The sequence below is a fragment of the Pseudomonas sp. GP01-A4 genome, from assembly GCF_058780865.1.
In genome coordinates, this window is record NZ_JBYSWF010000034.1 from 23015 (window position 1) to 35370 (window position 12356).

Consider the following 12356-nt stretch of genomic DNA (forward strand, 5'->3'; position numbering starts at 1 on the left):
TTCCCGGAGCACACCCTCATGAAACGCCAACTCTTGCTTAGCCTCGCTTTCTCGGTACTTGCTGTAAGCGCCTTTACCCAACCTGCCCTCGCTGAAGGCGGCGCGGATCGCCTGATGGACAGCCGCGTGGCTGAGGGTGGGTCTGACCGTATGCTGGAACGCCGCGTTGCTGAAGGCGGGTCTGATCGCCTGCTGGAACGTCGTGTTGCTGAAGGGGGCGCTGAACGTCTCCAGGGCAACCGTGTAGCTGAAGGTGGTGCTGACCGTCTTCAAGAAAACCGTGTAGCTGAAGGTGGCGCTGACCGCCTGATGGAAAACCGCGCGTAACCCCTGTCGTTCGCGGTTCACCCCCAGCCGGCCTGATCAGCCGGCTTTTTTTCGCCTGCTGTTAACTGATCCTCACAAGCGCCACGACCCCTGTGGCGAGGGAGCTTGCTCCCGCTGGGCTGCGCAGCAGCCCCAATGAACTCACCGCGTTTCTCCAGGAAGACCCCATTGGCAGGTGTTGGGGCCGCTTCGCAGCCCAGCGGGAGCAAGCTCCCTCGCCACGCAAGCTCCCTCTCCATTAGTGAAGTTCACGGTCCAGCCACACCACCGCCTTGCCAATCTGCTGCCGTGCCTCAATCCTCGCGTGCACCTGCTGCACCTCTTCCAGGGCGTAATGCCCTTCGATATCCACCGTCAGCGAACCTTCAAGTATCGCCGCGAACACCGCATTGGCACGCCTCTGCACCGTAGGCCCGTCAGCCATGTGGTCGTTGAGCCGTGGGCGAGTCAGGAACAGTGAACCGGCCTCCCCCAACTCCATCGGATCGAGGTCAGTGATCGAACCGGAGACGTTGCCGTAATTGACGATCAGCCCCCGCGTACGACAGGCCTTGAAGCTTTCACGCAAGGTGGCCTTGCCCACCGAATCGAACACCACGTCCACACCCCGCCCCTGCGTTACCTGCAAGACTCGCTCGGCAAACCCGTCGTATGACCAGGCGTGATCAGCACCGCGCTGAAGGGCAATCGCACATTTTTCAGTGCTGCTGCCGGTGGTGAATACCGTGGCACCGAGTCGCCGGGCCATTTGCACCAGCAACTGGCCGATGCTGCCGGACGCCGCGTGGATCAAACAGCTGTTGCCCGCCTGCAACCGCGCAACATCTTCAATCAGGTAGTGAGCCGTGCAGCCCTGGAACATCGCCGCAGCCGCCTGATCGAAGCCGATCGCATTGGGAATCTGCGCCACTCGCGCGGCGGGTATGCTGGCGTATTCGGCGAACGCGCCCCATGAAATGCACCAGGCCACTCGATCACCCGGCGCCAGATGGCTCACGCCCTCGCCCACCGCCACCACCACACCGGCCCCTTCCATACCCAGAGTGCACGGCAGCCGTACCGGGTAGGTCACCGACTTGGCGTACTTGCCCTGGCGGGTGTGAACATCCATGAAATTGATCCCGGCACAGGCCACCTTGACCAGTACATGGCCGGCGGTCACTTGGGGTTTGGGCACATCAAGGCGCAGTTGAACAACTTCCGGGCCGCCGTAGGTTTCAAGGGTGAGGGCTTTCATCGCGGGACAACTCCGTTTGCAGTGGGAATGCGCCATGGTAAAAGGCGCTACTCTGTACGAGAATTCCCCAATACCTCCCACCCTCCGTGCGAAAATAACCCGATGTTCGACTGGCAGGATCTGTATTTCTTCACCGTGCTGGCGCGCACCCAATCACTGTCGGCTGCCGCCCGCGAACTGCAGGTGGAACACGCCACTGTTGGCCGGCGCGTCGATGCCCTGGAAAAAGCCCTCGGCGTCAAACTGGTGGATCGCCTGCCCCGCAGCCGGCCGCTCACCGAGGAAGGCCTGGCACTGGCGAAGCTGGCGGCCGGCATGGGCGAGATGGCCACCGAAGTGATGCGCCTGTCCCGCGTGGCCTCGATCGAAGTGGCCGGCACCGTGCGGGTCAGTTGCCCGCCGTCGATTGCCATCCACTGCATCGCGCCCCATGTCGCACGCTTCAGGGCGCAGTATCCCAAGCTGAATATCGTGTTGATGTCCTCGACGACGCTGGCCGCCCTCGACAAAGGCGAAGCCGACATTGCCCTGCGCACGGTGCGTCCCGATGAGGAAGCGCTGGTACGCAGAAAGGTCGGCGCCGTGCGCTTCGGCCTCTATGCCACGCCCCAGCTCAAACAACTGCCCGCTGAGCAGTGGACATTCATTGCCTATGACGCCACCCGCGACCACCTGCCCCAACAGGCGTGGATGCATCAGGTGCGCGGCAACCGCACGATTGCCTTCGCCGCCAGCGACCTGATCACCCAGCAAATGGCCGCCCGGTCCCAAGTAGGTGCGGTGGTATTGCCCACGCTGGTGGGAGATCACGACGCGGCATTGGTGCGGTTGGCAACGAACACCGAAGGCCCGGTTCGCGATATCTGGCTGACGGTGTATCCGGATATGCGCCGCTCGCCTTCGGTGAAGGTGGTGATGGAGTTTCTGGTGAGCTGCATTGAAGGCGAGCCGCAGTTGCGGCGGTGAGACCGATTACTGCGCGGCGTACTGTTCGTCGCTGACCTGCTCCATCCAGTCCACCACCTTGCCGTCGAGCATTTCGTTGATCGCGATATGGGTCATGGCGGTGTTCGCCGTGGCGCCATGCCAATGCTTGACACCGGGTGCAATCCATACCGTGTCGCCGGGGCGAATGGCCCGCACGGCCTCCCCCGCATTTGCATTGTTGGTTGACGCGTTGCGTTATCGCGGCTGAAAGAAGTCCGTCAGGGCCGCGCCCAAGCCATCGAACACCACGGCGATGCGCGGGACCTTGCGCATGTCCTGATGCATGGCGATCCACACGTCAACCTTGAAATCCACCTGCGCGGGCAACACCCGCACCAGCCCGTGACGTTGTGCCACCTGGGCTGAACACACGCCGATCCCAAGCCCCGCACGCAGAGCGGCCAACTGCGCGAGGTGATCGTCGGTGCGAATCACCGTACTGGGCGCCAAACAGTCGAAACCGCGCTCACCCAGGAATTCGATCTCCAGCAAGTTGCGGTCCGGCCCGATCAGCGGGTAGCCGTGCAATTGCGCAACGGTGTCCGGCGTGCCCTGCTCTGCCAACAGTTCGGGTGCGGCGTACAACCCTACGTGAAGGTCGCCGACCTTGCGCGCGACCACCGTGGATTCGACCGGGCGACGGATGCGTACGGCGACGTCGGCCTCTTGCCGGGCAAGTGCCTGCAGCCGATTGGATACGCTCAGTTCGATGGCCAATTGCGGATGATCACGGCGCAGGCTGCGCAACATGGGCGGCAGCACTTCAACGCCCAGCAGCTTGCCGCTGGTGAGCCGCACCGTGCCGCCGGCGAGGGCCGTGTCGGCCGAGGCTGCGCGGCTGAAGGCGTTGGCGGCAACGGCCATCGCTTCAACGTGGCTGATCAGGTCCTTGGCCGTGTCGGTGGGCAACAGCCCGGCGGGTGAGCGGATAAACAGGCTGACCCCGACGCTCTGCTCCAGGGCCTCGATCCTTCGCCGCGCGGTGGCCTGGGCGATCCCCAGCAAACGGGCCGCGCCCGACAGGCTGCCGGTGCGCAACACGGCGAGGAAGGCGCGCTGGGTTTCCCATTGGAGTTGCGGGGCGTTCATACATTTCCTGTGAGCCGCTGGGCAGTTTTGGCGGATGTTCTTTGTTCGGAGGCTGCGGCATGCTGGCGAGCATAACCGATGGGGCTTTCGCCCTCACTTTGCACAGGATCGTTTTTGATGACACTCACCGGCCAATGTCGCTGCGCCCGCGTGACCTACACCCTCGATACCGACGCGCCGCTGGCGGTGTATGCCTGCCATTGCCGCCACTGCCAGACCTGGAGCGGCAGCGCGTTTGCCCTGCACGCGCTGTTGCCGGCGGATGCGCTGCGGGTTGAAGGTTCGCTGACGGAATATGCCTATGACGTTGATGGGCGGCGCTCGGAACATCGGTTGTGCGGGGTGTGCCATACGCGGATCTGCAACACCACGACGGCCGCGCCGGGGTTGGTTGTGCTGCGGGTCGGGACACTGGATGAGAGCCCGTCCGTGCAGCCGGTGGCGCATATCTGGCTGCGGCACAAGCAGCCGTGGGTAACGCTGGCGGAGGGTGTTCCGACCTGGCCGGAAAGCCCTACGCCCCAGGCGTTTGCGCAGGCGTTGAGCGTTCCCCTGTAGACATGACTCACACCCACACTGTGGCGAGGGAGCTTGCTCCCGCTGGGTTGCGCAGCAACCCCAAAAGCATTGACCGGCCCATCCTGAAAGACCGCAGCGGCCTACCAGGGGGCGCTTCGCACCCCAACGGGAGCAAGCTCCCTCGCCACATTGGGCTCTATGGCGATGTTGAGACTCAGCACTTCGCCATTGCGCAACTGCCAGTCGAAGAAGTCTGAGAAATCATCGCGAACCAATGCGCGAATCGCCTTGGCGACAACCCCATGGGCAACCAGCACCACCACCTGTTGCCCATGGTTCACCAGCAACTGATTCAATCCGCCCCGGATGCGCTCGACGAACTGCGAGATTGACTCACCGTCCGTGGGTGCCCGCTCCCATTGCCGGGTAATATTCTGCGCCCAAAGGTCGGGATAACGCTGCGCCGCCTCCGCCTGGGTCAGTCCCTCAAACACCCCCACGCTGCGCTCACGAAACGCATCCAGCGTAGGCAGTTGCAGCCCATCATCCGCAAACACAATGGCCGCCGTTTGCTGAGCCCTGCGCAGCGGCGAGACGATGACGGCGTCGATCTGCGCCGGCAATTTTTCCCGCAACTCCCGCGCCTGCAGCACGCCCCATTCGTTGAGATCAATGTCCAGCGAGCCCTGGTAACGCCCCTCGGCATTGGCTTGAGTTTCGCCGTGACGAACAACATACAACTGCATACCGCCCTCCTTCATCCTGACGCTGAAAGGCCGCGAACGGCGCACCCGATAAAGGCCTAAGCTAAGATCGAAAAATTATTTATCGAATGTTTTTTAGAACAATAAGCTCACCTTAATCCATTAAGAGTCGAGCACGCCATGCCCCAGTTTTCGCTCCATCGCCTTTTCATCGCAGGCCTTGCCACACTGGGCCTCTGCACCACCCTGAGCACACAAGCCCAGGAAACCGTACGCATCGGCTACCAGAAATCCTCGACCCTGATCACCTTGCTGAAAACCCAGGGCACCCTGGAAAAAGCCCTCAAGGCCGACGGCATCGACGTCACCTGGCACGAGTTCCCCAGTGGCCTGCCGCTGCTGGAAGCACTGAACGTCGGTAACGTGGATATCAGCGCTGACGTGGCCGACACCGTACCGATCTTCGCCCAGGCCGCCCAGGCCAAGCTCACCTACTTCGCCCAGGAAGCGCCCTCGCCTCAAGCCCAGGCGATCGTGGTGCGCAAGGACTCGCCGATTCAGCAACTGGCGGACTTGAAAGGCAAGAAAATCGCCGTGACCAAGGCCGCCGGCACTCACTATTTATTGATCGCAGCCTTGAACAAGGCGGGGCTGGCCTTCTCCGATATCGAGCCGGCGTACCTGACGCCCGCCGATGGCCGCGCTGCATTTGAAAACAACAAGGTTGATGCCTGGGTCACGTGGGAACCGTTTCTCACCAGCGTGCAGCGCCAACTGCCCACCCGCACCCTTGCGGACGGTACCGGGCTGGCCAGCTACAAGCGCTATTACCTGACGGGTACGCCCTACGCCAAGGCGCATCCCGAAGTGCTGAAGCTGGTGTACGAGCAGTTGCACCAGGCTGGCGAGTGGGTGAAGAGCCACCCGCGTGATGCCGCGAAAGCGCTGGGGCCATTGTGGGGCAACCTGGATGTGGAGACTGTCGAGGCCGCCAATGCTCATCGCAGTTATGAGGTGCAGCCGGTGACGCTGGATCAGTTGGGGGAGCAGCAGAAGATTGCGGATGCGTTCTTCAAGGCGGGGTTGTTGCCCAAGGCGGTGGATGCGCAGGATGTGCAGGTGTGGAAACCCTGAGGCAGTCAACTGTGGGAGCCGGGCTTGTCCGCGATGCAGACAACTCGGTACTCCAGTCATACCGCGGTGATGCCATCGCAGCCTCGCCAAGGCTCGACAGCTCCCACAGGTGATGTTCAGGGCCTGGACTATCGGCGGTGTCAGCTTTTACGCGTCGCGTCATCCAGCGCAAGGATGGTGTGAGCATTGGTCACCGTGGTCGCCAGGGTATTGATCACTCCCGAACGCAACGCCCCCAGCGTTGCCGCCGCCTTGGTGTTTTCACTGGCAATCGCCACCACATCCGGAATCCGAAACAGCTCCTGCACCGTCAACCCGATCACCCGCCCCTGAATCGCGTTGACCGCCGGCTGGCCATGAATGTCGATGAAGTCATAACCCATCATGTCCCCCACGGTGCCGGACAACCGCGCCTGTGCAATTTCCTGGGGCGAAAACCACCCCATGCGCACCATGTTGCTGTTTTCACTCATGTCACCGATGCCGATCAACGCCATGTCCGCACGGCGGGCACGGTCAAGCGTGGAACGCACCGTATCGTTGCTGATCAACACCCCACGCAGTTCCGGGTTGGCCACCAGCGCCGGGGCGTACAGGCTTTCACTCTCGCCACCAAACCGCAGGGCCAGGCGCCGGCAAATATGGTCGGGGTTCATGTATTCACCCGCCTTGAGCGAACCGCCAATGGCGCACACAAACGTGCAGTTGCGGGTCACCGGCAAAAATACGTTATCGGCCACCGCACCAACATTACGCCCCATGCCAACCGCGACGATCATCCCGTCGCTGAGGGTTTTGTTCAGGTAGTTGGCCACCAGGCTCGCCACCGCCGAGCGCTGGGTGTCCGGGTCGCTGTGGTCGACCGCAATCAACGCGCGGTCCAGCTGGAAGCGCTCCACCAGCGCCTGTTCCAGCTCGTTGTTCATCGCCGGGTGCTGCAACACCCGCACCTCGACAATCCCTTCATCCCGTGCGCGTTTGAGCAGGCGGCTGACTTTTGCCCGGGACAGGTCGAAGCGCTTGGCGATGGCTTCCTGAGTGACGTTCTCAAGGTAATAGAGCATTGCCACTTCGGTCATCAGGTCGATGTCGCTGGCGATGCGCTGGGTACTGTCACTCATGGGCACGGGCTTCCGTTTCGGTGTCAAAGGCGCATTCTCCCGACTCTTGCCCCGTTCCGTCCACTACTGATGCCCGTCACGCTCGATCGCGTTGATGCGGTCGACCTTGGCCCCGGACCGCGCGGCTTCGAACTCCGACTCCAGGAACGACTTGACGATGCTCTTGGCCAGTTCCGCGCCGATCACCCGTGCACCGATGGACAGGATCTGCGCATCGTTGCTCTTGCGTGCCCGCTCCGCCGAATAGGTGTCATGGGCCTGGGCCGCACGAATCCCCAGGACTTTGTTGGCCGAGATGGCCATGCCGATACCAGTGCCGCACACCAGCACGCCCAAGCGTTGCTCGCCGGCATTGATCGCCGTGGCCACCGCCAGGGCAATGTCCGGGTACAGCACCGGCGCCGTGGAATGGGTGCCGAAGTCCGTCACCGGGTAACCCAGCGCCTCGATATGGCGCTTCAACAGTTCTTTGAGCTCATAACCCGCTTCATTGCATCCGATAGCCACCGGGAAAGGTGTGTTCATGGCGTTTGGCTCCGCTGCCGTTTTGGGTGCTGGAGAGTGATCATATGATCACTCGGTGAAATTTAGCTCAGTCATTTCTCGGATATTCCAGTCGCCCTGTCAAGCAGGATTTAGCTGACCTTCCAGTCAAAGCCCTCTAAACCGGCTTACTTTGCGCAAATCCATCCATTTACAACTTTTCAGTGAAAGAGATTGACTGATCAGAATTTCATTTGATACACATATGCTCACAGCGAAACATGACTGTGCGACCTAATAAGAATTCACAGCACGAGGACACGCCGATGGCCACGCCATTACTGCTCCAGGCTGAACACGTCGCCAAGGCTTACGCCGGGATTCCTGCCCTGCGTGAGGGGCGCCTCTCTCTGCGGGCCGGCAGCGTCCACGCCCTGTGCGGCGGCAATGGCGCAGGCAAATCGACTTTCCTGAGCATCCTGATGGGCATCACCCAGCGTGACGCCGGGACCATCCTGCTCAACGGCTCCCCCGTTCAATTCAACCGCCCCAGCGAAGCACTCGCGGCGGGGATCGCGATGATCACCCAGGAGCTGGAACCCATCCCCTACATGACCGTCGCCGAAAACATCTGGCTGGGCCGCGAACCGCGCCGCGCCGGCTGCATCGTCGACAGCAAGGAGCTCAACCGGCGCACTCGCGAACTGCTGGAAGGCCTGGAGTTCGACGTCGACGCCACCAGCCCCATGCATCGCCTGAGCGTGGCGCAGATCCAGCTGGTGGAGATCGCCAAGGCATTCAGCCACGACTGCCAGGTGATGATCATGGACGAGCCCACCTCGGCCATCGGCGAGCGCGAGGCCGAAACCCTGTTCAAGGCCATCCGCCGCCTCACCGCCCGTGGTGCCGGCATCATCTATGTGTCGCATCGTCTCAGCGAACTGGCGCAAATCGCCGACGACTACAGCATCTTTCGCGACGGCGCCTTCGTTGAGACCGGGCGCATGGCCGATATCGACCGCGCCCACCTGGTGCGCGGCATCGTCGGCCAGGAACTGACCCGCATCGACCACAAGGTCGGCCGCGAATGCGCCGCCGAATGCTGCCTGGACGTCGACAGCCTGAGCCGCGCCGGCGAGTTCCAGGACATCAGCCTGCAACTGCGCCAGGGCGAAATTCTCGGCATCTACGGGCTGATGGGCTCGGGCCGCAGTGAATTCCTCAACTGCATCTACGGCCTCACCACGCCGGACTCCGGCAGCGTGACCCTGCAAGGCAAACCGATGCCCATCGGCCTGCCCAAGGCAACGATCCAGGCCGGCATGTCACTGGTCACCGAAGACCGCAAGGACAGCGGCCTGGTGCTCAGCGGCAGCATCCTCTCGAACATCGCATTGTCGGCGTACAAGCAGCTGTCGAGCTGGTCGCTGATCAATGCCCGCAAGGAAAACCAACTGGCCCAGGACATGGTCAAGCGCCTGCAGATCAAGACCACCTCCCTGGACCTGCCGGTGGAATCCATGAGCGGCGGTAACCAGCAGAAAGTAGTGCTCGCCAAATGCCTGTCGACCCAGCCGATCTGCCTGCTGTGCGATGAGCCGACCCGGGGCATCGACGAAGGCGCCAAGCAGGAGATCTATCACCTGCTGGACCAGTTCGTGCGCGCCGGCGGCGCGGCAATTGTGGTGTCGTCCGAAGCCCCGGAATTGCTGCACCTGAGTGACCGTATTGCCGTGTTCAAAGGCGGAAGGCTGGTGACCATCAGCAGCGATACCGCCCTTTCCCAGGAAGCCTTGTTGAGTCTTGCCTCATGAATGCCAAATCACTTTCTACACCTGCAGCCGCCCCCGTCACGACCGCACCCCGCAGTCGCCTGCGCCTGTCCCTCGACCGCTTCGGCCTGCCGCTGGTGTTCATCCTGCTGTGCCTGGTGATGGCCTTCGCCAGCGAATACTTCATGACCTGGCGCAACTGGATGGACATCCTGCGCCAGACCTCGATCAACGGGATCCTCGCCGTAGGCATGACCTACGTGATCCTCACCAAGGGCATCGACCTGTCGGTGGGCTCGATCCTGGCCTTTGCCGGGCTGTGCAGCGCCATGGTCGCGACCCAGGGGTATGGCGTGCTGGCGGCGGTCAGCGCCGGGATGTTCGCCGGGGCGATGCTCGGAGTGGTGAACGGCTTTATGGTGGCCAACCTGTCGATCCCGCCCTTTGTCGCGACCTTGGGCATGTTGAGCATTGCCCGGGGCATGACCTTCATCTTGAACGACGGCAGCCCGATCACTGACCTGCCCGACGCCTACCTGGCGCTGGGTATTGGCAAGATCGGCCCGATCGGTGTGCCCATCGTGATCTTCGCCGTGGTCGCGCTGATCTTCTGGATGGTGCTGCGCTACACCACCTACGGCCGTTATGTGTACGCGGTGGGTGGCAACGAGAAGAGCGCGCGCACCTCCGGGATCGGCGTGCGCAAGGTGATGTTTTCGGTGTACGTGGTCTCGGGCCTGCTCGCCGGGCTGGCCGGTGTGGTGCTGTCGGCGCGCACCACCTCTGCCCTGCCCCAGGCCGGCACCTCGTATGAGCTGGATGCGATTGCCGCCGTGGTAATCGGCGGCACCAGCCTGTCGGGCGGTACCGGCACGATTGTCGGCACGCTGTTTGGCGCATTGCTGATCGGCGTGATCAACAACGGCCTGAACCTGCTCGGCGTGTCCTCCTATTACCAGCAGGTCGCCAAGGGCCTGATCATCGTGTTCGCAGTGCTGATTGACGTGTGGCGCAAGAAGAAACGCTAGTTCTGAAAACTACCACTACAACAATAACGGAGTTCTCTCATGAAACCTGGTACGACTTTGGCCGCCGTCGCGGCACTCTCCCTGCTCGCCAGCAGTGTCACCCTGGCCGCCGATGGCAAGACCTACAAGATCGGCGCCGCCGTGTACGGGCTCAAGGGCCAGTTCATGCAGAACTGGGTGCGCGAGCTGAAGGAACACCCCGCAGTCAAGGACGGCACCGTGCAGTTGACCGTGTTCGACGGCAACTATGACGCACTGACCCAGAACAACCAGATTGAAAACATGGTGACCCAGCACTACGACGCGATCCTGTTTGTGCCGATCGACACCAAGGCCGGCGTCGGCACCGTGAAGGCCGCCATGAGCAATGACGTGGTGGTGATCGCCTCCAACACCAAGGTGGCGGACGCCAACGTGCCTTATGTTGGCAACGATGACGTGGAAGGCGGTCGCCTGCAGGCCCAGGCCATGGTCGACAAACTCAAGGGCCGCGGCAACGTGGTGATCATCCAGGGCCCGATTGGCCAGTCGGCGCAGATCGACCGCGAAAAGGGCGAGATGGAAGTACTGGGCAAGCACCCGGACATCAAGATCATCGAGAAGAAAACCGCCAACTGGGACCGCGCCCAGGCCCTGGCCCTGACCGAAGACTGGCTGAACGCACACCCCAAGGGCATCAACGGGGTGATCGCGCAAAACGATGACATGGCCCTCGGTGCGGTGCAGGCGTTGAAGTCCCATGGGCTGACGTCCAAGGATGTGCCGGTGACATCCATCGACGGCATGCCGGATGCGATCCAGGCGGCGAAGAAAGATGAAGTGACCACTTTCCTGCAGGACGCCCAGGCCCAGTCTCAAGGCGCGCTGGATGTGGCGCTGCGGGCGCTGGCCGGCAAGGATTACAAGCCGCAGTCGGTGATCTGGGAACGTTATGGCAAGGACGTGAAATGGGGTGACGGTACCGCCAGGAACTACATCCTGCCGTGGGTGCCGGTGACCAATGCGAATGCGGATGCGCTGTATCAGCAGGTGAGCGGCACGAAGTAAGTTTTGACTTAAAACCCGGTCAAGTGTGGGAGCGGGCTTGCTCGCGAAAGCGGTGGATCATTCAACAGATGTGCCACCTGATACACCGCTTTCGCGAGCAAGCCCGCTCCCACATTGGATCTCCACCGATCTGAAAAATGGAGTCATGTTCATGTCTGGATTCTGGAATCAAGCCTTCGACCTCACCGGCCGCTGCGCCGTGATCACCGGCGGGGCCGCCGGGATCGGTCTGGCTTGTGCCAGCCTGTTGGTGGAACGCGGCGCGCGGGTGGCCCTGCTGGACCGCGACCCGGCCGTGGTCGAAGTCGCCGCCAGCCTCGGCGCCGGGAACATCGGCATCGCCGTGGACCTGCGCCAACTCGACCAGGTGCACAGCACCGTCGATTACATATTCGATCACTTCAAACGCCTGGATTATCTGGTCAACAGCGCCGGCGTGGCCCTGCTGGACAAGGCCCTGGACGTCAGTGAAAACGCCTGGGACACCACTCTCGACATCAACCTCAAGGCCAGTTTCTTCGTGGCCCAGGCCTGCGCCAGGCACATGCTTGCCCAGGGCAGCGGGCGCATCGTCAACCTCGCCTCCCAAGCGGCGGTGATCGGCCTGGACCGTCACGTCGCCTACTGCGCCAGCAAGGCCGCCGTGGTCGGCATGACCAAGGTGCTCGCCATGGAATGGGCGCCGCATATCAACGTCAACGCCATCTCCCCGACCATCGTCGAAACCGCCCTCGGCAAAAAGGCCTGGGCGGGCGAGCTGGGGGAACGGGCCAAATTGCAGATCCCGGCGGGCCGCTTTGCCCAGCCGGAAGAAATCGCCGGGCTGGCGTTGTACCTGCTCAGCGACGCCGCACAGATGATCACCGGGGAAAACGTGGTGATCGACGGTGGCTACAGCATCCAGTAAT

The 12356-nt window shown here is 62.3% G+C and carries 13 protein-coding genes and 1 pseudogene; 8 read left to right on the forward strand and 6 right to left on the reverse strand.

Annotated features, from left to right (window positions below):
• The first annotated feature begins 18 nt into the window (after nucleotides 1-18).
• Nucleotides 19-327 (forward strand): hypothetical protein, encoded by a 309-nt coding sequence (locus AC3WKX_RS19370; RefSeq protein ID WP_008434626.1) that lies wholly within the window; start codon nucleotides 19-21, stop codon nucleotides 325-327.
• A 238-nt stretch (nucleotides 328-565) separates the two neighbouring features.
• On the opposite strand, the gene AC3WKX_RS19375 is transcribed toward AC3WKX_RS19370, so the two are convergent.
• Nucleotides 566-1564: a quinone oxidoreductase family protein gene (locus tag AC3WKX_RS19375; RefSeq protein ID WP_102605161.1), complete on the reverse strand. Its 999-nt coding sequence runs from the start codon at nucleotides 1562-1564 to the stop codon at nucleotides 566-568.
• A gap of 102 nt (nucleotides 1565-1666) precedes the next feature.
• Here AC3WKX_RS19375 and AC3WKX_RS19380 point away from each other — a divergent pair, with 102 nt between their 5' ends.
• A complete protein-coding gene (locus tag AC3WKX_RS19380; RefSeq protein WP_102605160.1) occupies nucleotides 1667-2530 on the forward strand; it encodes a LysR family transcriptional regulator in 864 nt (287 codons plus the stop codon).
• 6 nt (nucleotides 2531-2536) lie between these two features.
• On the opposite strand, the pseudogene AC3WKX_RS19385 reads toward AC3WKX_RS19380, so the two are convergent.
• Nucleotides 2537-2716: pseudogene (locus tag AC3WKX_RS19385) on the reverse strand (cupin domain-containing protein); the annotation flags it as partial.
• A gap of 30 nt (nucleotides 2717-2746) precedes the next feature.
• Nucleotides 2747-3640: a LysR family transcriptional regulator gene (locus AC3WKX_RS19390; RefSeq protein WP_102605159.1), complete on the reverse strand. Its 894-nt coding sequence runs from the start codon at nucleotides 3638-3640 to the stop codon at nucleotides 2747-2749.
• Between the two features lie 117 nt (nucleotides 3641-3757).
• Here AC3WKX_RS19390 and AC3WKX_RS19395 point away from each other — a divergent pair, with 117 nt between their 5' ends.
• Nucleotides 3758-4198 (forward strand): GFA family protein, encoded by a 441-nt coding sequence (locus AC3WKX_RS19395; protein WP_102605158.1) that lies wholly within the window; start codon nucleotides 3758-3760, stop codon nucleotides 4196-4198.
• A gap of 101 nt (nucleotides 4199-4299) precedes the next feature.
• Here AC3WKX_RS19395 and AC3WKX_RS19400 read toward each other — a convergent pair whose 3' ends face one another.
• Complete coding sequence (locus tag AC3WKX_RS19400) at nucleotides 4300-4905, reverse strand: histidine phosphatase family protein (protein ID WP_102605157.1); 606 nt, start codon at nucleotides 4903-4905, stop codon at nucleotides 4300-4302.
• Between the two features lie 138 nt (nucleotides 4906-5043).
• Between AC3WKX_RS19400 and AC3WKX_RS19405 the strand changes: the two genes are divergently transcribed.
• Complete coding sequence (locus tag AC3WKX_RS19405) at nucleotides 5044-5997, forward strand: aliphatic sulfonate ABC transporter substrate-binding protein (RefSeq protein WP_102605156.1); 954 nt, start codon at nucleotides 5044-5046, stop codon at nucleotides 5995-5997.
• 140 nt (nucleotides 5998-6137) lie between these two features.
• On the opposite strand, the gene AC3WKX_RS19410 is transcribed toward AC3WKX_RS19405, so the two are convergent.
• A complete protein-coding gene (locus AC3WKX_RS19410; protein ID WP_003215718.1) occupies nucleotides 6138-7118 on the reverse strand; it encodes a sugar-binding transcriptional regulator in 981 nt (326 codons plus the stop codon).
• 63 nt (nucleotides 7119-7181) lie between these two features.
• The gene (gene rpiB, locus AC3WKX_RS19415; RefSeq protein ID WP_102605155.1) at nucleotides 7182-7643 is read right to left on the reverse strand and encodes a ribose 5-phosphate isomerase B; all 462 of its coding nucleotides are present in this window, start codon (nucleotides 7641-7643) and stop codon (nucleotides 7182-7184) included.
• A gap of 284 nt (nucleotides 7644-7927) precedes the next feature.
• On the opposite strand from rpiB, the gene AC3WKX_RS19420 reads away from it, so the two are divergent.
• From AC3WKX_RS19420 to AC3WKX_RS19435, 4 genes are all read left to right on the forward strand, one after another.
• Nucleotides 7928-9415, forward strand: coding sequence for a sugar ABC transporter ATP-binding protein (locus AC3WKX_RS19420; RefSeq protein ID WP_003215714.1), 1488 nt, complete (start codon nucleotides 7928-7930; stop codon nucleotides 9413-9415).
• Nucleotides 9412-10401, forward strand: coding sequence for an ABC transporter permease (locus AC3WKX_RS19425; protein WP_003215711.1), 990 nt, complete (start codon nucleotides 9412-9414; stop codon nucleotides 10399-10401). The genes AC3WKX_RS19420 and AC3WKX_RS19425 overlap by 4 nt, the downstream gene beginning before the upstream one ends.
• 39 nt (nucleotides 10402-10440) lie before the next feature.
• Nucleotides 10441-11448, forward strand: a complete 1008-nt coding sequence (locus tag AC3WKX_RS19430) for a substrate-binding domain-containing protein (protein WP_087694868.1) — start codon at nucleotides 10441-10443, stop codon at nucleotides 11446-11448.
• A 151-nt stretch (nucleotides 11449-11599) separates the two neighbouring features.
• Nucleotides 11600-12355 carry an SDR family oxidoreductase gene (locus AC3WKX_RS19435; RefSeq protein WP_003215688.1) on the forward strand — a complete coding sequence of 252 codons (756 nt, stop codon included), beginning with the start codon at nucleotides 11600-11602 and terminating at the stop codon, nucleotides 12353-12355.
• The last annotated feature ends 1 nt before the right edge of the window (nucleotide 12356 follow it).